Here is a 20,943-nt window from a genome sequence, read left to right as displayed (position 1 = left end):
TTCAGGCCTCCGCGTCGGCGTTACGGTTGCTGTCGCGGCCGGTGAGACGGCCGATGCTCTGCGTGAACTGCAACACCTTCTGCACCTGGCTGCCCAGCTTCATCAGCTTCTGCAGCGTGTCCACGTCCATGTCGCGGATGTCGGCGAACCACTTGGTCACCAGTTCGATCAGCTGGTACATCTCGTTCATGCGTGCCTGTGCGTGGCGCTCGGCGTCGCCGGACGGCGTTTCCATGATCGCGCCGCGCAGCATGGTCAGCGTCGGCTCCACCTCGCGCTTCTGCCGCTCCTCGGCCAGGGTCTTGAAGATCGCCCACACGTCGTCCGGGGTGGAGAAGTATTCGCGACGGTCGCCGGGCAGGTGCTGCAGCTTGACCAGCCGCCACGCCTGCAGCTCCTTCAGCGCCATGCTGGTATTGGAGCGCGAACAGCCGATGGCCTCGACGATGTCGTCGGCGTTGAGTGGTTTGTCGGAGACGTACAGCAAGGCGTAGATCTGGCCCACGGTGCGGTTGATGCCCCAATGGCTGCCCATTTCGCCGAAATGCAGTACGAAGGATTGAATCAGGGGTGGCAGGTTCATGTCGTTTTCCAATTTTCAGTAATTTCTGAAAGTTTGATATGGATCATAGACGCTGGAAATAATGCTTGTCAAACCACACGCCAGCCCCGTGCCGTGACGGCCACCATTCATTGCTTCCGCAAGCCGGAACTAAGTTGCATACTGAAACGGATACGCACCGAGCGCGCCAGCCATGCCCGATCCCCAACGCATCCGCGATGCCCTGTTGCTGCACAGCGCCAGCTGCATCGGCAAAAAGTACCTGCAACAACTGGTCAGCCAGCTCGCCTGCCTGACCGGGGCCGAGCGCGTGCTGCTGTCGCAGCGCAGCAGCGGCCCGCACCGCCAGCTGCAGGTGCTGTTTGCCAACGACGCCGCCGGCACACCGCACGCGCTGCCCTGCAACTGCCAGTTCGACAACCGGCAACCGCTGCTGCTCGGCCGCGGCCTGCGGCAGTGCCTGCCAGACGCCGGCCAGCAGGCGTGGCAGAGCTGTCTCGCCTGGCCACTGCTGGACGGCGACGCGCATTGCCTGGGCCACTTGGCGCTGCTGGACCCGCGCCCCGACTTCTTCGCGCCGGAACTGCCGGTGCTGCTGCAGCCCTTCATCGAACGCGCCGGCGCCGAGCTGGAACAGCTGCAACAACGCGAAAAGCTGGCCAGGCGCCAGCACTGGCAGCTGCTGCACAGCGACATCCTGCGCCAGAACGCGCAGGGCACGCCGCTGGACGCCCTGCTGCGCACCGTGGTGCAGCAGATCGAGCTGGCGCTGCCGGAATGGCGCTGCTCCATCCTGCTGCTGGATTCGCGCGGCCGCCTGCAGCCGGTGGCCGGGCCGTCGCTGCCCAGCGCCTACCAGCAACGCCTGGTCGGCCTCGCCCCCGGCCCGATGGTCGGCAGCTGCGGCGCCGCGGTGTGGCACGCGAAACGGGTGGTGGCGGAAAACCTGCAACTGCACCCGAACTGGGCGCCGTACCGCGAGCTGGCGGCGCGCTTCGAACTGGGCAGTTGCTGGTCCGAGCCGCTGATCGACAGCAAGGGCACCGTGCACGGCACCTTCGCCGTCTACCACCGCACGCCGTCGGCGCCGACGCCGCAGGCGATCACCATCCTCGAGGACACCGCGCGCCTGCTGGCGCTGCTGCTGGAAAACCAGACCATCCACCGCCAGCTGGACAGCCGCAGCCAGTGGTACCGCGCCATCCTGCAGAACGCCGCCGACGGCCTGTCCATCATCGACATGAACGGCCGCTTCCTGGAGGCCAGCGACAGCCTGTGCCAGATGCTGGGCTACAGCCTGGACGAGCTGCTGCACATGCACCTGTGGCAGGTGGTGCCCGGCAGCACGCCGCAGAGCATCCGCCAGCGGCTGGCCGCCACCGGCGAGGACGGCGAGACCTTCGAAAGCGTCAACCGCACCAAGCACGGCGCGCTGCTCGATGTCGAGGTCAGCGCCCGCCGCCTGATGCTGGACGGCCAGCCGGTGATCTGGGGCTCGGCGCGCGACATCAGCCAGCGCAAGGCGCTGCAGCGCATCCTGGAGCAGCAGGCCACCATCGACGCGCTGACCGGGCTGTTCAACCGCCCGACACTGCTGGCGCGGCTGGAAACCCAGCTGCAGCTGGCGCAGGTTCAGCACGCGCCGCTGTCGGTACTGATGCTGGACCTCGACCACTTCAAGCAGATCAACGACCGCTACGGCCACCACGCCGGCGATCTGGTGCTGGCCGCGCTGGGCGACGCGCTGGAAGAAGTGCTGCGTGAGAGCGATGTCGCCGGCCGCATCGGCGGCGAGGAATTCTGCCTGCTGCTGCCGGGACTGGGGCTGCACGAGGCGCTGGACCTGGCCGAGCGCATCATCGACGACATCAGCGAGCTCCGCATCCAGAGCGGACACCACATCCTCGCCATCACCAGCTCCATCGGCGTCGCCTGCCTGCAGGCCGACGACGACAGCCGCACCCTGCTCGCCCGCGCCGACAGCGCGCTGTACGCGGCCAAGGCCGCCGGTCGCCACCGCGCCGTCGCGCTCAGCGCCGACCCGCCGTGACGGCACCGGTCACATCCCGTAAAATAGCTTGCCGCGCCCCGCCTGTCGGGGCGTTGCCTATTGCGGCCAACCTTTTACCTCCGACGGACAGCCTGATGACCACACCCCAGCACACGCCGATGATGCAGCAGTATCTCGCCCTGAAACGCGAACACGCCGACAAGCTGCTGTTCTACCGCATGGGCGACTTCTACGAGCTGTTCTACGACGACGCCGAGAAGGCGTCGCGGCTGCTGGACATCACCCTCACCGCGCGCGGCGCCAGCGGCGGCAACCCGATCCGCATGGCCGGCATCCCCTATCACGCCGCCGAGGGCTATCTCGCGCGACTGGTGAAGATGGGCGAGTCGGTGGCCATCGCCGAGCAGATCGGCGACCCGGCGACCAGCAAGGGCCCGGTGGAGCGCAAGGTGGTGCGCATCGTCACCCCCGGCACCCTCACCGACGCCGCGCTCTTGGATGACAAGCGCGACAACCTGGTGCTGGCCATCAACCTGCACAAGGGCGTGCTGGGCCTGGCCTGGCTGTCGCTGGCCAGCGGCGACTTCAAGGTGATGCAGACCGGCGTCGAGGAGCTGCACAGCGAGCTGGAGCGGCTGAAGCCGGCCGAGCTGGTGATCCCCGACGACACCGGCCTCGCGGTGTTCGACAGCATCGCGATGCCGAAAAAGAAGCTGCCGCCGTGGCAGTTCGACGCCGAATCGTCGCAGCTGGCACTGACCCGCCACTTCGGCACCCGCGACCTGGCCGGCTTCGGCGCCGACACCCTGCCAGTGGCGGTCGGCGCCGCCGGCGCCTTGCTGGAGTACGTGAAGTCCACGCAGGGGGTGAACCCGGCGCACATCGCGCAGCTGGCGGTGGAGGACGCCGGCGAGCTGATCCGCATGGACGCCGCCACCCGCCGCAATCTGGAACTGACCGAAACCATCCGTGGCGAAGCGTCGCCGACGCTGGCGTCGCTGCTGGATGGCTGCGCCACCAGCATGGGCAGCCGCCTGCTGCGCCACTGGCTGCACCACCCGATCCGCCGCCACGACAAGCTGGCGCGCCGCCTGCAGGCGGTGCGCGCGCTGCTAACCCGTCACGGCGACATCCACGCCCAGCTGCGCGAGGTGGCCGACATCGAGCGCATCACCGCGCGCATCGCGCTGCGTTCGGCGCGGCCGCGCGACCTCGCCGCGCTGCGCGATTCGCTGAACGCGCTCGGCGGCGCCAAAACCTTGGCCGCCAGCCTGGACGCGCCGCTGCTGGCAGAGCTGGCGACGCTGCTGCCGGACAATTCGCCGGTGGAAAGCCTGCTGCGCGCCGCCATCCTGCCGGAGCCGGCCACTTTCCTGCGCGACGGCGGCGTGATCAACCACGGCCTCAATGCCGACCTCGACGAGCTGCGCGCGATCCAGAACGACTGCGGCGACTTCCTGCTGGCGCTGGAGGCGCGCGAGAAGGAACGCACCGGCATCAGCACGCTGAAGGTGGAATTCAACCGCGTGCACGGCTTCTACATCGAGGTGTCGAAGGCGCAATCGGTGAACGTGCCGGAAGACTACCGCCGCCGCCAGACACTGAAGAACGCCGAGCGCTACATCACGCCGGAGCTGAAAACCTTCGAGGACAAGGCGCTGTCGGCGCAGGACAAGTCGCTGGCACTGGAAAAACAGCTGTACGAGCTGGTGCTGGACCAGCTGGCGCCGCACATCAGCGAGCTGAAGCTGATCGCACAGGCGGTGGCCGGGCTGGACGTGCTGGCCGCCTTTGCCGAGCGCGCCGCCAACCACAACTACGTGGAGCCGCAGTTCGTGGCCGAGACGCGACTGGACATCGTCGCCGGCCGCCACCCGGTGGTAGAAGCGGAAGTGGAGCGCTTCATCGCCAACGACACCAGGTTGGCCGCAGAGCGCAAGCTGCTCTTGATCACCGGCCCGAACATGGGCGGTAAGTCGACCTATATGCGGCAGAATGCGCTGATCACGCTGATGGCGCACATCGGCAGCTTCGTGCCGGCCGACGCCGCCACCATCGGCCAGATCGACCGCATCTTCACCCGTATTGGCGCCAGCGACGATCTCGCCGGCGGGCGCTCCACCTTCATGGTGGAGATGACCGAGACCGCCAACATCCTCAACAACGCGACCGACAAGTCGCTGGTGCTGATGGACGAGGTTGGCCGCGGCACTTCCACCTTCGACGGCCTGGCGCTGGCGTGGGCGATTGCCAAGGCGCTGATCGAGAAGAACCGCGCCTACACCCTGTTCGCCACCCACTACTTCGAGCTGACCAGCCTCGCCGCCAGCTACAACACGGTGGCCAACGTGCACCTGTCGGCGGTGGAGCACAAGGACCGCATCGTGTTCCTGCACCACGTCGAGGACGGCCCGGCCAGCCAGAGCTACGGTCTGGCGGTGGCGCAGCTGGCCGGCGTGCCGCCAAAGGTGATCCGCGAGGCAAAACGCTATCTCACCGAGCTGGAAAACCAGTCCGCCGCCAGCCAGCAGCCGGACCTGTTCAGCACCCCGCGCGAGGTGGAAGTGGAGGCCGAGCCGCACCCGGCGCTGGAGCGGCTGCGCGATATCGACAGCGACAGCCTGACGCCGCGGCAGGCGCTGGAGCTGCTGTACGAATTGCAGAAAATGACAAAATAAAGACAGGCGTTCTGCATACGGTTGCCTACAATACAAACACGAATCTGCCGCAAACACAGTGCAGATAAGTGAGCACCCGATCAACGCTGTCCCACTGGAGGAACCCCATATCATGCATGCAGAAGGTTACGCCGTTACATCCGCTCTAGCCCGCCTGTTCGGTACGGCCAACGGTGGCGAAGCCCTCCCTCTTTCAGGCATCCGCGAGCGCGCGATGCGGGAGTTGTCGCAATTCTCCGCCATTGTGCGTGAAGAGCTTGCCCGCCTGAATATTTCCATCCCACCGGCAATCAGCCTGGTCAGTTGTTCCGATTGCCAGCTCAGTCTGGAAAGCGAACACCCGCAGCGGGACCGCATTCTGGCGTGGCTGGACGGCAATGACCGCGTTGCCAAATATTTCAAGGAAGTTGAAGTGTTGTTCGAGGTGGTACGCGCCACCGAAAACCTGGGTGTCACTTTTGCGGAGGACAGCTGTTTTCATATCGGCCTGACCAGCGCGGGCCCGATCGCCTACTTCCAGGACCACCAGTGCACGCCACAATAGGCACAGGGTCACCACCACACCGGGAGCGCTGAACTCCCGGTTTTTTTATGCCCGCCGCCGGCCGCTACGGCGCGCCGGCATCCTGCCCTCGCAGCCGGGCGGCGTAGCGGTGGCAGAAGCGCAGCTCCACCGGGTAGGGATAGAAGTCCTCGATATAGCCATCGCGGATGCGCTGCTGCTTGTGCTGCCAGAAGCCGGCGTCCAGCAACTCGCGGTGGTACTGCAAAAATACCCGCCGCACCAGCGGATCGCCCAGCAGGAAGGTGCCGAACTCCTCCGGGAACACGTCGTTGCGCGCCACCGGATACCACACCTCGCCGGACAGCTCCATTTCCGGGTTCGGCGCCGGCGGAATGCGGCGGAAGTGGCAGTCGGTCATGTACTCGATTTCGTCGTAGTCGTAGAAGATCACCCGCCCGTAACGGGTCACGCCGAAGTTCTTGAACAGCATGTCGCCGGGGAAAATGTTGGCCGCCGCCAGATCGCGGATCGCGTCGCCGTACTCGCGCACCACGCGCTCCTTTTCCGCCGTGTCGCTGTTCATCAGGTACAGGTTCAGCGGCTTCATGCGCCGCTCGATGTACAGGTGCTTGATCACCAGCGTGTCCGGACCTTCTTCGATGCTGCTGGTGGCCAGCCGGCGCAATTCGTCCAGCAGCTCGTCGCTGAAGCGCGCCTTGGGAAACGCGACGTTGGAGAATTCCAGCGTGTCGGCCATGCGGCCGACGCGGTCGTGGCGTTTCACCAGCTGGTACTTGGCCTTCACCGTGGCGCGATCCACCTCCTTCGGCCCGCCGAACACGTCCTTGATCAGCTTGAACACGTAGGGGTAGGACGGCAGGGTGAACACCAGCATCACCAGGCCGCGGATGCCCGGCGCCACCGTGAACTGATCGTTGGAGTGCTGCAGGTGCTGCATGAAGTCGCGGTAGAAGGTGTTCTTGCCCTGCTTCTGCAGCCCGAGCATGGTGTACAGCTCAGCCTTGGTCTTGGTCGGCAGCATCGAGCGCAGGAACTGCACGTAGCCGGACGGCACTTCCATGTCGGCCATGAAGTAGGCGCGGCTGAAGGAAAACAGCACGCCGATGCGCCACGGCTCCAGCAGCACGGTGTCCAGGTACAGGCAGCCGTCGGCGTCGTGCAGCACCGGCACGGCAAACGGGTAGACCTGACCGCCATTCACCACCTTGCCGAAGATGTAGGCGGTCTTGTTGCGGTAGAAGGCGCTGGACAGCAGCTGGATCTGCAGGTTGGCCTCGGCCTGCGGCCAACGTTGCGCGAAGTATTCGTCCACCGCGCGGATCACCCACGCCAGGTCGCACGACAGATTGGCGAACGGCCGCCGCCAGCCAAAATCGGCCACGATCTGGCGCAGCGTGTGGCGCAAGCCGCGCTGCTTGGGGTAGTAGCTGCGGTAGGACGGCGGGTCGGACTCGATGTACTCGGTGGAGATCGCCGGGCGGATGAAGATGAAATCGTTGTTGAAGTAGTCGCGGTGCAGGATGCGGGTGAACACCGAGTTGAAGAAGGTCTCCGCCAGCTCCGGCTGCTTGTGGTTGGTCAGCAGGCCGATGAAATACAGCTTGGCCTGCTGCCAGATTTCGTCGTCCAGCAGGTCGGCGTGAAACTGGTGCTGCAGGCGCTGCACCGTCTCGTGCACGCGCTCGTCGTAGAACTGGATGCGGTCGCGCACCAGCCGCTGCACCCCCTGCCACTCGGCGTCCTCGAACAGCTGCTTGGCCTGCTGGCTGACCTCGCGAAACAGCTGGTAGTGGCGGTTGAAGCCGTCCACCAGCGCCTGCGCAATCTCGCGCGCCACCGGGTTGTAGTATTCGGGGATCTGCATCGTGGCACCTCGGTTGCGCCTGCTGGCGAGCGGAGAGAGATGACTGCTGCGGCCTTACTTACTTCTTGGCGAAGCGGAAACGCGGCGCCGGGGCGGACGCGGCCTGCGGAGCGGCGGGCTGCGTTCTGCTCTGGTTCGCGGCGTTCTTGCCTGCCGGATTCTGGTTCGCGAAGTTCTTGCCCGCGGGCTCCCTGCGCGCCGGCGCCGGTGCGGCCGGTTTAGCATGCCGCGTACGTAGCAAGTCGGCAAGCGACACCTCGATGCTGCGCAGCATGCCCGGCTGCAGCTCGTCCAGCCGCCACGGCCCGATCGCTACCCGCACCAGACGCAGCGTCGGCAGGCCGACCTTGGCGGTCATGCGCCGCACCTGGCGGTTCTTGCCTTCGCTGATGATGATCTCCAGCCAGGTATCCGGCACCGTCTTGCGAAAGCGCACCGGCGGCTTGCGCTCCCACAGTGCCGGCGCTTCCGGCAGCACGCGCACTTCGGCCGGCTGGGTGACGAAATCGCCAAGATCGACCCCGGCGCGCAGCGCGGCCAGCTTGTCCTCGTCCGGCCGTCCTTCCACCTGCACCCAGTAGGTCTTCGGCAGTTTCCAGCGCGGATCGCTGATGCGGTGCTGCAGCTCGCCGTCGCCGGTGAGCAGCAGCAGCCCTTCGCTGTCGGTGTCCAGCCGCCCGGCCGGGTAAATGCCGGGCTGGGCGACGCAGGACTTGAGCGTGGGATGCAAGGGGTGCTCGGAAAACTGGCAAATCACGCCGTAGGGCTTGTTGAGCAAGAAGAGTTGGGACATGTCCGCGCCGCCGGTATTAAGCAATGGGCCGGATGATAACAAGGCTGGTCGCCTGCAGTCACATGCGCGTTGCCGCCGGCGGGCGCGGCCAACCTTGCGCTCTGCGCGGCAATTCAAACATTCGTTTTAGAAAACGGCGACACCATAGCAGATATAGCGCTTCGGAATAGGCGGCACCCGGCGTAGCCGCGGCGCAACACAATTCACATTCGAACAAGCGTTCACCGGAAAAACGACGCCAAAGTTCGAATGTGCGTCGAACAGCAGGGCGCGGACGGAGTATAATTCGCATCTGAAAAGTCGCCCGAGAGCCACCTGGCATCACCGTTCCGGGCGACGCTGGCACCTGACGAACCAAGAGCCGGCCTTTCACAGCCTTTCCCCGCGTCGACACGGGTTGTCGTCCAGCACCGCAAGCCCCCGTGCCATCGCCCCGTGCCATCGTTTAGTCGTCACAAAATAATCATGGAGATAGAGTAATGCCTTCGGAACAACCGACCATCATCTACACCCTCACCGACGAAGCGCCCGCGCTGGCAACCAACGCCTTCCTGCCGATCATCCAGACCTTTACCGGCGCCGCCGGCATCCACATCGACACCGCCGACATCTCGGTTGCGGCGCGCGTGCTGGCTGAATTCCCCGATTATCTGACCGACGCCCAGAAGGTGCCGGACACCCTGGCCGCACTGGGCCGTCTGACGCAGGACCCGGACGCCAACATCATCAAGCTGCCGAACATCAGCGCCTCCGTCGGCCAGCTGCAGGCCTGCATCAAGGAACTGCAAGCCAAGGGCTACGCGGTGCCGGACTTCCCGGAAAACCCGACCAGCGACGAAGAAAAAGCGATCAAGGCGCGTTACAGCAAGTGCCTGGGCTCCGCCGTCAACCCGGTGCTGCGTGAAGGCAACTCCGACCGCCGCGCACCGAAGGCGGTCAAAGAATACGCGCGCAAGCACCCGCACAGCATGGCCGAGTGGAGCCAGGCATCGCGCACCCACGTATCGCACATGCACCACGGCGACTTCTACCACGGCGAAAAATCCATGACTCTGGATCGCGCCCGTGACGTGAAGATGGAGCTGGTGACCAAGAGCGGCCAGACCATCGTGCTGAAGCCGAAGGTATCGCTGCTGGAAGGCGAGATCATCGACAGCATGTTCATGAGCAAGAAGGCGCTGTGCGAGTTCTACGAGAAGGAAATCGAAGACGCGCACAAGACCGGCGTGATGTTCTCGCTGCACGTGAAGGCCACCATGATGAAGGTGTCGCACCCGATCGTGTTCGGTCACTGCGTGAAGATCTTCTACAAGGACGCATTCGCCAAGCACGGCGCGCTGTTCGACGAGCTGGGCGTCAACGTCAACAACGGCATGGCCAACCTGTACGACAAGATCGCCACCCTGCCGCAATCGAAACAGGACGAGATCAAGCGCGACCTGCACGCCTGCCACGAATACCGTCCGGAACTGGCGATGGTGGATTCCGCCAAGGGCATCACCAACTTCCACTCGCCGAACGACATCATCGTCGACGCCTCGATGCCGGCGATGATCCGCAACGGCGGCAAGATGTGGGGCGCCGACGGCCGCCTGAAGGACGTGAAGGCCGTGATGCCGGAATCGACCTTCGCCCGCATCTACCAGGAGATGATCAACTTCTGCAAATGGCATGGCAACTTCGATCCGAAGACCATGGGCACGGTGCCAAACGTTGGCCTGATGGCACAAAAAGCCGAAGAGTACGGCTCGCACGACAAGACCTTTGAGATCTCCGAAGACGGCATCGCCAACATCGTCGATCTGGCGACTGGCGAAGTGCTGTTGAGCCAGAACGTGGAGCAAGGCGACATCTGGCGCATGTGCCAGGTCAAGGACGCCCCGATCCGCGACTGGGTCAAGCTGGCCGTGACCCGCGCCCGCAACTCCGGCATGCCGGCGATCTTCTGGCTGGACCCGTACCGTCCGCACGAGAACGAACTGATCAAGAAGGTGAAGCTGTACCTGAAGGATCACGACACCACCGGCCTGCACATTGAGTGCATGTCGCAGGTGCGCGCGATGCGCTACACGCTGGAACGCGTGATCCGCGGGCTGGACACCATCTCGGTGACCGGCAACATCCTGCGCGATTACCTGACCGACCTGTTCCCGATCATGGAACTGGGCACCAGCGCCAAGATGCTGTCCATCGTGCCGCTGATGGCAGGTGGCGGCATGTACGAAACCGGCGCCGGCGGTTCGGCTCCGAAGCACGTGCAGCAGCTGGTGGAAGAGAACCACCTGCGCTGGGATTCGCTGGGCGAATTCCTGGCGCTGGCGGTCTCGCTGGAAGACCTCGGCCTGAAGACCGGCAACGACAAGGCCAAGATCCTGGCCAAGACGCTGGACGCCGCCACCGGCAAGCTGCTGGACAACAGCAAGGGTCCGTCGCCGAAGACCGGCGAGCTGGACAACCGTGGCAGCCAGTTCTACCTCGCCATGTACTGGGCACAGGAACTGGCCGCGCAGACCGAGGACGCCGCACTGGCGGCCCAGTTCGCGCCGCTGGCCAAGACGCTGAGCGAGAGCGAGCAGCAGATCGTTGACGAGCTGAAGGCGGTACAGGGCAAGCCGGTGGACATCGGCGGCTACTACCTGGCCGATGCCGCCAAGTGCCAGGCGGTAATGCGTCCGAGCGCCACCTTCAACGCCGCGCTGGCGGCAGCACGCGGCTAAGCCTCAAGCAAGGACAGCGCGGCCAGACCGCACTGCCAGCACCCGACAACGCCAGGGCCTCGCCCTGGCGTTTTTTCTTGCCGTCGATGACCGCTTGCGGTCGATCATGTTCCACCAAGCACGTGCTCGGCTACAATGCAACGGCGTGGCACGGCAGCAAACACCGATACCGCTGCGGCCAACCTTGAGCTAACAATAACAAACGGCAGCCCTCGCTCACGCAGGGTGCGACAGGCCAGGGACGGCAACGCGGATTGCCACGACACAGGTCAACACAGATGGAGTCCACAAAGGAGAGAGATTGATGAGCGCATCCCATATCACGGTTCCGGCCGGCGGACAGAAGATCATCCCGGGCCAGCCGGTTCCGAACCACCCGATCATCCCGTTCATCGAAGGCGACGGTATCGGCATCGACATCACCCCGGTGATGATCAAGGTGATCGATGCCGCGGTGGCCAAGGCCTACGGCGGCAACAAGAAAATCCACTGGATGGAAGTCTACGCCGGCGAGAAGTCCACCCGCCTGTACGGCCCGGACGAGTGGCTGCCGAAGGAAACCTTCGATGCGCTGAAGGAATACGCGGTGTCGATCAAGGGCCCGATGACCACGCCGGTCGGCGGCGGCATCCGCTCGCTGAACGTGGCGCTGCGCCAGGAGCTGGACCTGTACCAGTGCGTGCGGCCGGTGCAATACTTCAACGGCGTGCCATCGCCGCTGAAGCACCCGGAACTGGTCAACATGGTGATCTTCCGCGAGAACACCGAGGACATCTACGCCGGTATCGAATGGGCGGCCGAGTCCGAAGGCGCCAAGAAGATCATCGAATTCCTGCAGCAGGAAATGGGCGTCAGGAAGATCCGCTTCCCGGACAGCTCCGGCATCGGCATCAAGCCGATCTCCATCGAGGGCACCACTCGCCTGGTACGCGCCGCGCTGAAGTACGTGATCGCCAACGACCGCCAGTCGCTGACCATCGTGCACAAGGGCAACATCATGAAGTTCACCGAGGGCCTGTTCCGTGATGTCGCCTACAAGGTGGCGCAGGAAGAGTTCGGCGCCCAGGCGATCGACGGCGGCCCGTGGTGCCAGTTCAAGAACCCGCTCACCGGGCGCGACATCATCGTCAAGGATGCCATCGCCGACGCCTTCCTGCAGCAGATCCTGCTGCGCCCGGCGGAATACGACACCATCGTCACCACCAACCTCAACGGCGACTACATCTCCGACGCGCTGGCGGCGCAGGTGGGCGGCATCGGCATCGCGCCCGGCGCCAACATCTCCGACCACTACGCCTGCTTCGAGGCCACCCACGGCACCGCACCGAAGTACGCCGGCCTCGACAAGGTGAACCCGGGTTCGCTGATCCTGTCCGCCGAGATGATGCTGCGCCACCTCGGCTGGAAGGAGGCCGCCGATCTGGTGATCAAGGCCATGGAAGCCGCCATTGCCGACAAGCAGGTGACCTACGACTTCGCGCGGCTGATGGACGGTGCCACCGAGGTGTCGTGCTCCGCCTTCGGCGACGCCATGATCGCGCGCATGTAAGAACCTGTTCAAAGTCTCGCGCGCTCACGCGAGACAAGGCGAAAACGACTGAGGAAGCGGCGTTGAGCTGGATAAAACCTGCATGCCGAAGTCGTTTTCAACACCGTATCGCCCCATTGAGATCAATCGCAGCAGACATTGAACAGGTTCTAAGCCTCGCCGCTCGTTCGACCCGGCCCGCCACGGCGGGCCTTTTGCGTTGCGGCCAACCTTGGCCGCAACGCTAGCGCCACTCGCCGGCCAGCGCGCGCACGGTGTCCAGCACCTGCTGCAACGGCGCATCCGCGCGCTTGCCGGTGCGCCATGCCATCATCACCTCCCACTCCCACAGCGGCAGGTCGCTCAGCGCCAGCTTCACCAGCCGGCCGTCGCGCAGGTCACGCCGCACCGCCACCTCCGGCATGAAGGTGAGGAAGCCGTGCTCCATCGCCAGCTCGCGCGCCGCCCCCGCCGGCTGCACCGCGTGGATCGGGCCGGTCACCCGCCGCGCGGCGCGGATCAGCGCCAGCAGCTCGTCGCAGCCCTCGCCCCAGTACTGCGGCGCCAGCCGCTCGTTGGCGATGTCGGCCAGCTGCAGGCTACCGGCGGCGCTGGCCAGCGGGTGACGGTTGTGCACCACCGCCACCATCGGCGAGCGCCAGATGCGCTCCATCTGGATGCCGGCCATCGGCGGGCAGCGCAGCACGAAGCCGACCTGCGCCTGCCCGGTCAGCAGGCGTTCCATGATCGCCGGCGAATGATCGGTACTGCAGCGGATTTCCAGCGCGGCATCGGCCAGCGCCAGCAGCACCGGGCCGAAGATCACCGACGACAGCGACGGCAGGCTGGCCAGCGTCAGCCGTGGCAGCGCCGGCTCGCGCTGCAGTGCCTCGCGCCCGCGTTGCAGCGCATCCAGTGCCTGCTGCGCCGCCGGCAGGAACGCCTCGCACGCCGGCGTCGGCAAGGCGCCGCGCCGGTGGCGGCGAAACAGCTGCGCGCCGACCTCGGCCTCCAGCAGCGCCACGCGCTGGCTCACCTGTGGCTGCGACCAGCCGCGCCGCGCCGCCGCCTGGCTGAAACTGCCGCAGGCCACGATATCGAGCAGCAAAGCGAGGTCATCCATCGCAATAGACATAAGCAATCCGGATAGCAAATATTGCAAGTTAATGGCTTCAATAATAACTGAAGCGCGCGGAAAATGCCGTTATCAACCCCGCAGAAAGCCTATCATGTCCAGCCCGGAACAAGCCCGCCGTTACGGCCGATGGTTCATCATGACCGACAACCTGCTGGTGGTGATGGGCTTCTTCATCGTCTTTCCTCTGATCAGCCTGCACTTTGTCGACCGGCTCGGCTGGGCCGCCACGCTGGTCGGGGTGGCGCTGGCCATCCGCCAGCTGCTGCAGCAGGGCCTGGGCCTGCTCGGTGGCACGCTGGCCGACCGCTACGGCGCCAAGCCGCTGATCGTCAGCGGCATGCTGCTGCGCGCCGCCGGCTTCGCGATGATGGCCAACGCCAGCTCGCCGTGGTGGCTGATCGCCTCCTGCGTGTTCTCCGGGCTGGGCGGCACGCTGTTCGATCCGCCGCGCTCGGCGCTGATCGTGAAGCTGACCCGGCCGCACGAGCGCAACCGCTTCTACACCCTGCTGATGATGCAGGACAGCGCCGGCGCGGTGATCGGCGCCCTGCTCGGCTCCTGGCTGCTGCACTACGACTTCTGGTGGGTCGGCATGAGCGGCTGTGCCATCTTCCTGCTGGCGGCGCTGGTCAACGCGCTGCTGCTGCCGCCCTACCGCGTGGCCAGCAAACGCGCGCCACCGTTGGCCGCCGCGCGCACCGTGCTGCGCGATCGCGCCTATATGCGCTTCGTGCTGATCCTCAGCGGCTACTACGCGCTGGGGGTACAGATCATGCTGCTGGTGCCGGTGACGCTGAAACAGCTGGCCGGCACCGCCGCCGCCGTCGGCTGGATGTACACGCTGGAAACGCTGCTGTCGCTGAGCCTGCTGTACCCGCTGGCGCGGCTGGGCGAACGCTATCTGTCGCTGGAGGCGCGCATTCTGGCCGGCATCCTGCTGATGAGCAGCAGCCTGCTGCTAATGAGCCAGATCCAGTCCTGGCAGCCCGCCTTCGTCGTCTTGGGGCTGTTCTATCTCGGCACCATCATCACCGAGCCGCCACGCGAGGCGCGTATCGCCGGCTTCGCCAAGGCCGAGGCCCGCGCCAGCTATATGGGCATGAGCCGCATGGGGTTGGCGCTGGGCGGCGCCAGCGGCTATGTCGGCGGCGGCTGGCTGCTGGACATCGCCCGCCAGCTGCAGCAGCCCGGTTTGCCGTGGCTGGTGCTCGGCCTGGTCGGCTACCTGACCTGCCTGCTGCTGCACCGCCAGTTCCGTGCCGACCGCGGCGCCGAGCGGCAGCAGCGCTGGTGGCAGGCAGCACAGCCCACGCACTGAGGCCGCACCATGCAAAAACCCCCGCCAGCACAGCTGGCGGGGGTTTTGCGTCAGACGCGGCTAAATCAGGCAGCCTGGATGTTCGACGCCTGGTTGCCTTTCGGGCCCTGGACGATGTCGAAAGATACACGCTGACCTTCGGTCAGGGTTTTGAAACCTTGCATATTGATCGCGGAGAAGTGCGCGAACAGGTCATCACCACCACCATCAGGAGTGATGAAACCGAAACCTTTAGCGTCGTTAAACCATTTAACAATACCAGTTGCCATCTGTAACTATCCTTACATGCATAATGAAAACAGGCTGCAGCAGCCTGACAATTCGAGCCTACAAGCATGCAAAGGACAACCTTATGCAAACTGGTAAGCCAACTTACAGTTCGTTTTTACGCCAGCCGTACTAAGACGTCAAGCGACAAGCACAATACCATGCGTTACTCTTGAAAAAAAAGCACCGCGAACCAAACTTCAAGCAAGCATGAATTAGTAGAAAGCCCACATGTCTACGCAGTATCAGGATGACACGACGCTCAAGGCGTCTCGCAGCAAGACGGCCCCGCCCCCCCTGTACAAGGTCTTGCTGCTGAACGACGACTTTACCCCGATGGATTTTGTGGTCGCCGTGTTGCAGCAGTTTTTTTACATGGACGAGACCAAGGCAACACGCGTCATGTTGCAGGTACATACAGAAGGCAAAGGCGTTTGCGGTGTTTATACTAAAGATGTCGCCGCGACCAAAGTTGAACAAGTTTCGCAGCACGCACGGGCGCACCAGCAACCGCTGCAGTGTGTCATGGAGGAAAACTGATGATTGCCCAAGAACTGGAAGTAAGCCTGCACATGGCGTTTATGGAGGCACGGCGCAAGCGGCATGAACTCATCAGCGTTGAGCATCTGCTGCTGGCGATGACAGACAATCCGTCTGCTGCCGAAGTGTTGCGCGCTTGTGGCGCCAATATCGAACAGCTGAAGAAACAGCTGGGCGATTTCATCGACGAACACACCCCGATCGTCCCGGGTGACAACGAAGTGGAAACCCAGCCCACGCTCGGCTTCCAGCGCGTGATCCAGCGCGCCATCCTGCACGTGCAGTCCTCCGGCAAGAAAGAAGTCACCGGCGCCAATATTCTGGTGGCGATCTTCGGCGAAAAGGATTCCCATGCCGTGTACTACCTGCACCAGCAGGGAACCTCACGCCTGGATGTAGTCAATTTCATCTCGCACGGCATCACCAAGCAAAGCCCGAAAGCCAGCGGTGCCGGTAGCAGCGAGCACAGCGAAAACAATGATGCCGACCAGGAAGAAGCCGCGGCCAACCCTGGCCGGGCGCTGGAGAGCTATACCCAGAACCTGAACCAGCTGGCCCGCGATGGCAAGATCGATCCGCTGATCGGCCGTGCCAGCGAAGTCGAGCGCGTGATCCAGATCCTGTGCCGCCGCCGCAAGAACAACCCGCTGCTAGTCGGTGAGGCCGGCGTCGGCAAGACCGCCATCGCCGAAGGCCTGGCGCGGCGTATCGTCGGCGGCGACGTGCCGGAAGTGCTGGCCACGGCAACCGTCTACTCGCTGGACATGGGCGCCCTGCTCGCCGGCACCAAGTATCGCGGCGACTTCGAGCAGCGCCTGAAGCAGGTGATCAAGCAGTTGTCGGAAGACAAGGGCGCGATCCTGTTCATTGACGAGATCCACACCCTGATCGGTGCCGGCTCCGCCTCCGGCGGCACGCTGGACGCGTCCAACCTGCTAAAGCCGGCACTGTCCAACGGCAGCCTGCGCTGCATCGGCGCCACCACCTATACCGAGTTCCGCGGCATCTTCGAGAAGGACAGCGCGCTGTCGCGCCGTTTCCAGAAGATCGACGTGGTGGAACCGACGGTGGAACAGACCGTGGAGATCCTCAAGGGGCTGAAGAGCCGCTTTGAAGAGCACCACGGCGTGAAGTACACCGTGTCGGCACTGACCACCGCCGCCGAGCTGTCCGCACGTTATATCAACGACCGTCACCTGCCGGACAAGGCGATCGATGTGATCGACGAAGCCGGCGCCGCGCAGAAGATCCTGCCGAAGTCGCGCCAGAAGAAGGTGATCAACAAGTCCGAGATCGAGGAAATCATCGCCAAGATTGCGCGCATTCCACCGAAGACCATCTCCAGCGATGACCGCAACGTGCTGAAAAACCTCGACCGCGACCTGAAGAACGTGGTGTTCGGCCAAGAGAAAGCAATAGATGCGCTGACCAGCGCCATCAAGATGGCACGCTCCGGCCTCGGCAACCCGCAGAAGCCGATCGGCTCCTTCCTGTTCTCCGGCCCCACCGGCGTCGGCAAGACCGAGGTGGCGAAGCAGCTGGCCTACTTCCTCGGCGTCGAGCTGATCCGCTTCGACATGTCGGAATACATGGAGCGCCATGCGGTATCGCGCCTGATCGGTGCGCCTCCGGGTTATGTCGGCTTCGAACAAGGCGGCCTGCTGACCGAAGCCATCAACAAGCAACCGTACGCGGTGCTGCTGCTGGACGAAATCGAGAAGGCGCATCCGGACATCTTCAACGTGCTGCTGCAGGTGATGGACCACGGCAAGCTGACCGACAACAACGGGCGCAAGGCCGACTTCCGCAACGTGGTGATCATCATGACCACCAACGCCGGTGCCGAAGCGCTGGCCAAGCCGAGCATGGGCTTCACCAACACCAAGCAGACCGGCGATGAGATGGCGGACATCAAGCGCCTGTTCAGCCCGGAATTCCGCAACCGGCTGGATGCCACCATCCCGTTCCGCATGCTGGACGAGCAGATCATCCTGCAGGTGGTGGACAAGTTCCTGATGCAGCTGGAGCAACAGCTGAACGAGAAGAAAGTGGAAGTCCACTTCTCCGACGAGCTGCGTGCCTACCTGGCGAAGAAGGGTTTCGACCCGCTGATGGGCGCCCGCCCGATGGCGCGCCTGATCCAGGACATGATCCGCAAGGCGCTGGCCGACGAGCTGCTGTTCGGCCGCCTGGCCAATGGCGGCGAGGTGACGGTGGACATCGACGACGCGGAGAAGATCCAGCTGAGCTTCGAGGAAACCGCCGACATTGCCTGAACCTGACTGTCAAAGCACAACCCCGCGTCACGACGCGGGGTTTTTTCTTGCCTGCAGCCAACCTCAGCCGCGCGGGTGATGCGCCAGGTGCAGCGCCTTGAGGCGCTCGCGCGCGACATGGGTATAGATCTGGGTGGTGGACAGGCTGGCATGGCCCAGCAGCAACTGCACCACGCGCAGGTCGGCACCGTGGTTGACCAGGTGGGTGGCGAAGGCATGGCGCAAGGTATGCGGACTCAATGGCGGCAACTGCGCCTGCCGCGCGTAGCGTGTAATCAGCACCCACGCCATCTGCCGTGTCAGCGCCTGCTTGCGGCGGCTGACAAACACCGCATCGCAACGATGCGCCCCCAGGATCAGCGTGCGCGCCTCCGCCAGATAGCGCCGCAGCCAGTCCTCGGCCACCTCGCCCAGCGGCACCAGCCGCTCCTTGTTGCCCTTGCCGACCACGCGCAGATAGCCGTCGTTGAGGTACAGCTGCCCCAGCGTCAGGCCGACCAGCTCGCTGATGCGCAGCCCGGTGGCGTACAGCACCTCCATCAGCGCCCGGTCACGCAGCCCGAGCGGGGTTTCGCAATCCGGCGCCTGCAACAGGGTCTCCACATGCTGCTCCGACAGCGAAGTCGGCAGGCGCAGCCCCAGCCGCGGCGCCTGCAGCCTGGCAGCCGGATCGTCATCGCGCAGCTGCTGCTGGCACAGGTACTGGTAATAGCGCCGTACTGCCGACAAGCGCCGCGCACGGGTGGCCGGCTTGTCGACCTCAATCAGCGCCAGCATCACCTGCTCCAGTGCCGGGGTATCCGCCTCCTCCAGGGTGGTGCCTTGCGCCAGCAGCAACTCGTGCACCCGCCCCAGATCGCGGCGATAGGCAGCCAGCGTGTTCAGCGACAGGTTATCCAGCAGCCAGAGGTGATCGAGAAAGCCGTCCAGTGCCGGAGCGGAGGATGCGGACTGTGTTTGCTGTGCCATGATTTTTTATTGCGTACCGACATGAAAAAAGCGCCAGCAACAGGCTGGCGCTTTCTTGAGGCAAAGCCTTCGCAAGAAGATTACTTGCGGTTTGGCAGCTTTTCCTTGATACGTGCCGACTTGCCGGTACGACCACGCAGGTAGTACAGCTTGGCACGACGTACGTCACCGCGACGCTTCACTTCGATGGAGGCCATCAGCGGGGAGTACAGCTGGAAAGTACGCTCAACGCCTTCACCGGCGGACAGTTTGCGCACGATGAAAGAGCTGTTCAGACCACGGTTGCTGCGAGCGATCACAACACCTTCGTAAGCCTGCAGACGCTCACGGGTACCTTCCTTAACCTTGACTTGCACGACAACGGTGTCGCCAGGTGCAAATTCAGGGAAAGTCTTGCCCAGACGAGCGATTTCTTCCTGTTCCAGTTGCTGGATCAGATTCATGTTACTACTCCTTGTTTTTCAGGGAATCTTGTTCCTGCTGAAACTCCGTCAGCAGCCGAGATTCCTGTTTTGTCAAAATGCGGTCTTTCAGCAAGTCCGGCCGGCGCAACCAGGTACGTCCGAGAGACTGCTTCAGCCGCCATTTGGCGATCAGGGCATGGTTACCGGAGAGCAGAATCTCTGGCACCCGGACACCCCGGTATTCTTCCGGACGCGTGTAGTGCGGGCAATCGAGCAGGCCATCCACGAAAGAGTCTTCGTAGGCGGACTGCATGTCATTGAGCACCCCCGGCAACAGCCGTACCACCGCGTCCATCACGATCATCGCCGGCAATTCACCACCGGACAGCACGTAGTCACCGACCGAAATCTCTTCATCGACCTCCTGGTCGATCAAGCGCTCGTCGATGCCTTCGTAACGCCCGCACAACAGGATCAGGCCCGGCATTACGGCCAGGCTTGCCACCCGTTGGTGCGTCAGCGGTTGCCCCTGCGGCGACAGGTACACGACATGACTGCGCTCGACACCTTGCTGCTGCTGCCTGGCTTTCGCGGCCGCAATGGCCTGCTCCAGCGGATTGGCCATCATCACCATTCCGGGGCCGCCACCGTAAGGGCGATCGTCGATCGTCTTGTAACTGTCGGTAGTGAAATCACGCGGATTCCACGCCGAGAACTGCCAGATCGATTGTTCCAACGCCCGACGGGTGACCCCGTAGCGGGTGATGGCATCAAACATTTCAGGGAAAAGTGATACCGCATCAAGCTGCATCAGTAATCCAGCCCCCACTCGACCTTGATCTGCTTGTTCTGCGTGTCGACATCGCCGACATAGGCAGCCACAAACGGGATCAGGATCTGGCCGTGTTCACCGCTGATCACCAGCACGTCATTGGCGCCGGTTTCCATCAGGTCCACAACCTTGCCCAGACAGAGACCTTCCGCGTTGATGACATCCATACCGATCAGGTCCGACCAGTAATATTCGCCATCTTCGGCAGGCGGCAATTCCACCTTGGGTACTGCAACTTTCAGGCCACGCATCGCCTCAGCCTGTTCACGCCCAGTGACTTCTTCCAGCTGTGCCACCAAGTTCTTTGGCTGCACTGCCCCGTCCTTGAACGTAAAAGGCTTCCAGTCGTTTTCCTTGCCGATCCACCAGACCGGGTAGTCAAACAGGCTGTCAGCGAACTGGGTATCCGCGTGTACCTTGATCCAGCCACGAACACCAAACGCGCCGCGGACAAAACCCATTATTGCCAGATCATCATCACGCATGCGCTCAGGCTCCGTTATTGGCAGATCAACGGAGA

At 63.8% G+C, this 20,943-nt stretch carries 16 protein-coding genes and 1 pseudogene; 8 read left to right on the top strand and 9 right to left on the bottom strand.

Annotated features, from left to right (window positions below; translation table 11 throughout):
* Position 1 precedes the first annotated feature (1 nt).
* Complete coding sequence (locus tag NOM55_RS04660) at positions 2 to 583, bottom strand: GbsR/MarR family transcriptional regulator (RefSeq protein WP_047966785.1); 582 nt, start codon at positions 581 to 583, stop codon at positions 2 to 4.
* 172 nt (positions 584 to 755) lie between these two features.
* Here NOM55_RS04660 and NOM55_RS04655 point away from each other — a divergent pair, with 172 nt between their 5' ends.
* From NOM55_RS04655 to NOM55_RS04645, 3 genes are all read left to right on the top strand, one after another.
* Positions 756 to 2,612 carry a diguanylate cyclase gene (locus NOM55_RS04655; protein ID WP_255907700.1) on the top strand — a complete coding sequence of 619 codons (1,857 nt, stop codon included), beginning with the start codon at positions 756 to 758 and terminating at the stop codon, positions 2,610 to 2,612.
* A gap of 95 nt (positions 2,613 to 2,707) precedes the next feature.
* The gene (gene mutS / locus NOM55_RS04650) at positions 2,708 to 5,251 is read left to right on the top strand and encodes a DNA mismatch repair protein MutS (protein ID WP_255907699.1); all 2,544 of its coding nucleotides are present in this window, start codon (positions 2,708 to 2,710) and stop codon (positions 5,249 to 5,251) included.
* A 112-nt stretch (positions 5,252 to 5,363) separates the two neighbouring features.
* Positions 5,364 to 5,795, top strand: coding sequence for a hypothetical protein (locus tag NOM55_RS04645; protein ID WP_120810443.1), 432 nt, complete (start codon positions 5,364 to 5,366; stop codon positions 5,793 to 5,795).
* A gap of 64 nt (positions 5,796 to 5,859) precedes the next feature.
* On the opposite strand, the gene aceK is transcribed toward NOM55_RS04645, so the two are convergent.
* Both aceK and NOM55_RS04635 read right to left on the bottom strand, forming a co-directional pair.
* The gene (gene aceK, locus NOM55_RS04640) at positions 5,860 to 7,641 is read right to left on the bottom strand and encodes a bifunctional isocitrate dehydrogenase kinase/phosphatase (RefSeq protein ID WP_255907698.1); all 1,782 of its coding nucleotides are present in this window, start codon (positions 7,639 to 7,641) and stop codon (positions 5,860 to 5,862) included.
* 274 nt (positions 7,642 to 7,915) lie between these two features.
* Positions 7,916 to 8,434, bottom strand: a pseudogene (locus NOM55_RS04635) (pseudouridine synthase); the annotation flags it as partial.
* Between the two features lie 479 nt (positions 8,435 to 8,913).
* On the opposite strand from NOM55_RS04635, the gene NOM55_RS04630 reads away from it, so the two are divergent.
* Both NOM55_RS04630 and icd read left to right on the top strand, forming a co-directional pair.
* Positions 8,914 to 11,151, top strand: coding sequence for an NADP-dependent isocitrate dehydrogenase (locus tag NOM55_RS04630; protein WP_255907696.1), 2,238 nt, complete (start codon positions 8,914 to 8,916; stop codon positions 11,149 to 11,151).
* A gap of 304 nt (positions 11,152 to 11,455) precedes the next feature.
* The gene (icd, locus tag NOM55_RS04625; RefSeq protein WP_255907695.1) at positions 11,456 to 12,700 is read left to right on the top strand and encodes an NADP-dependent isocitrate dehydrogenase; all 1,245 of its coding nucleotides are present in this window, start codon (positions 11,456 to 11,458) and stop codon (positions 12,698 to 12,700) included.
* 223 nt (positions 12,701 to 12,923) lie between these two features.
* Here icd and NOM55_RS04620 read toward each other — a convergent pair whose 3' ends face one another.
* Positions 12,924 to 13,814 (bottom strand): LysR family transcriptional regulator, encoded by an 891-nt coding sequence (locus tag NOM55_RS04620; protein WP_255907694.1) that lies wholly within the window; start codon positions 13,812 to 13,814, stop codon positions 12,924 to 12,926.
* Positions 13,815 to 13,908: 94 nt separating this feature from the next.
* Here NOM55_RS04620 and mdtH point away from each other — a divergent pair, with 94 nt between their 5' ends.
* The gene (gene mdtH, locus NOM55_RS04615; RefSeq protein WP_255907693.1) at positions 13,909 to 15,135 is read left to right on the top strand and encodes a multidrug efflux MFS transporter MdtH; all 1,227 of its coding nucleotides are present in this window, start codon (positions 13,909 to 13,911) and stop codon (positions 15,133 to 15,135) included.
* A gap of 65 nt (positions 15,136 to 15,200) precedes the next feature.
* Here mdtH and NOM55_RS04610 read toward each other — a convergent pair whose 3' ends face one another.
* Positions 15,201 to 15,404 carry a cold-shock protein gene (locus NOM55_RS04610; RefSeq protein WP_047966725.1) on the bottom strand — a complete coding sequence of 68 codons (204 nt, stop codon included), beginning with the start codon at positions 15,402 to 15,404 and terminating at the stop codon, positions 15,201 to 15,203.
* 229 nt (positions 15,405 to 15,633) lie between these two features.
* On the opposite strand from NOM55_RS04610, the gene clpS reads away from it, so the two are divergent.
* Positions 15,634 to 15,942, top strand: a complete 309-nt coding sequence (gene clpS / locus NOM55_RS04605; protein WP_047966726.1) for an ATP-dependent Clp protease adapter ClpS — start codon at positions 15,634 to 15,636, stop codon at positions 15,940 to 15,942.
* Positions 15,942 to 18,218 carry an ATP-dependent Clp protease ATP-binding subunit ClpA gene (gene clpA, locus NOM55_RS04600; RefSeq protein ID WP_255907692.1) on the top strand — a complete coding sequence of 759 codons (2,277 nt, stop codon included), beginning with the start codon at positions 15,942 to 15,944 and terminating at the stop codon, positions 18,216 to 18,218. The genes clpS and clpA overlap by 1 nt, the downstream gene beginning before the upstream one ends.
* A gap of 63 nt (positions 18,219 to 18,281) precedes the next feature.
* On the opposite strand, the gene xerD is transcribed toward clpA, so the two are convergent.
* The 4 genes from xerD to rimM form a co-directional block, all read right to left on the bottom strand.
* Positions 18,282 to 19,187 (bottom strand): site-specific tyrosine recombinase XerD, encoded by a 906-nt coding sequence (gene xerD, locus NOM55_RS04595; protein ID WP_255907691.1) that lies wholly within the window; start codon positions 19,185 to 19,187, stop codon positions 18,282 to 18,284.
* Positions 19,188 to 19,267: 80 nt separating this feature from the next.
* Entirely contained in the window at positions 19,268 to 19,630 is a 363-nt protein-coding gene (gene rplS, locus NOM55_RS04590; RefSeq protein WP_047966729.1) for a 50S ribosomal protein L19, read from the bottom strand.
* Positions 19,631 to 19,634: 4 nt separating this feature from the next.
* Positions 19,635 to 20,402: a tRNA (guanosine(37)-N1)-methyltransferase TrmD gene (gene trmD, locus NOM55_RS04585; protein WP_255907690.1), complete on the bottom strand. Its 768-nt coding sequence runs from the start codon at positions 20,400 to 20,402 to the stop codon at positions 19,635 to 19,637.
* The gene (gene rimM, locus NOM55_RS04580; protein WP_370687860.1) at positions 20,402 to 20,908 is read right to left on the bottom strand and encodes a ribosome maturation factor RimM; all 507 of its coding nucleotides are present in this window, start codon (positions 20,906 to 20,908) and stop codon (positions 20,402 to 20,404) included. The genes trmD and rimM overlap by 1 nt, the downstream gene beginning before the upstream one ends.
* Positions 20,909 to 20,943 lie beyond the last annotated feature (35 nt).

The organism is Vogesella sp. AC12 (genome assembly GCF_024437575.1).
GTDB classification, from domain to species: Bacteria; Pseudomonadota; Gammaproteobacteria; order Burkholderiales; family Chromobacteriaceae; genus Vogesella; species Vogesella indigofera.
Note: the sequence above shows the minus strand (reverse complement) of the source record. Positions and strands in the feature narration are given on the sequence as shown.

What these genes read in the sequence shown, in the direction of transcription:
- NOM55_RS04660 (WP_047966785.1), bottom strand. Translation starts at nt 583, where the DNA reads ATGAACCTGCCACCCCTGATTCAATCCTTCGTACTGCATTTCGGCGAA.
- NOM55_RS04655 (WP_255907700.1), top strand. Translation starts at nt 756, where the DNA reads ATGCCCGATCCCCAACGCATCCGCGATGCCCTGTTGCTGCACAGCGCC.
- mutS (WP_255907699.1), top strand. Translation starts at nt 2,708, where the DNA reads ATGACCACACCCCAGCACACGCCGATGATGCAGCAGTATCTCGCCCTG.
- NOM55_RS04645 (WP_120810443.1), top strand. Translation starts at nt 5,364, where the DNA reads ATGCATGCAGAAGGTTACGCCGTTACATCCGCTCTAGCCCGCCTGTTC.
- aceK (WP_255907698.1), bottom strand. Translation starts at nt 7,641, where the DNA reads ATGCAGATCCCCGAATACTACAACCCGGTGGCGCGCGAGATTGCGCAG.
- NOM55_RS04630 (WP_255907696.1), top strand. Translation starts at nt 8,914, where the DNA reads ATGCCTTCGGAACAACCGACCATCATCTACACCCTCACCGACGAAGCG.
- icd (WP_255907695.1), top strand. Translation starts at nt 11,456, where the DNA reads ATGAGCGCATCCCATATCACGGTTCCGGCCGGCGGACAGAAGATCATC.
- NOM55_RS04620 (WP_255907694.1), bottom strand. Translation starts at nt 13,814, where the DNA reads ATGTCTATTGCGATGGATGACCTCGCTTTGCTGCTCGATATCGTGGCC.
- mdtH (WP_255907693.1), top strand. Translation starts at nt 13,909, where the DNA reads ATGTCCAGCCCGGAACAAGCCCGCCGTTACGGCCGATGGTTCATCATG.
- NOM55_RS04610 (WP_047966725.1), bottom strand. Translation starts at nt 15,404, where the DNA reads ATGGCAACTGGTATTGTTAAATGGTTTAACGACGCTAAAGGTTTCGGT.
- clpS (WP_047966726.1), top strand. Translation starts at nt 15,634, where the DNA reads ATGTCTACGCAGTATCAGGATGACACGACGCTCAAGGCGTCTCGCAGC.
- clpA (WP_255907692.1), top strand. Translation starts at nt 15,942, where the DNA reads ATGATTGCCCAAGAACTGGAAGTAAGCCTGCACATGGCGTTTATGGAG.
- xerD (WP_255907691.1), bottom strand. Translation starts at nt 19,187, where the DNA reads ATGGCACAGCAAACACAGTCCGCATCCTCCGCTCCGGCACTGGACGGC.
- rplS (WP_047966729.1), bottom strand. Translation starts at nt 19,630, where the DNA reads ATGAATCTGATCCAGCAACTGGAACAGGAAGAAATCGCTCGTCTGGGC.
- trmD (WP_255907690.1), bottom strand. Translation starts at nt 20,402, where the DNA reads ATGCAGCTTGATGCGGTATCACTTTTCCCTGAAATGTTTGATGCCATC.
- rimM (WP_370687860.1), bottom strand. Translation starts at nt 20,908, where the DNA reads ATGCGTGATGATGATCTGGCAATAATGGGTTTTGTCCGCGGCGCGTTT.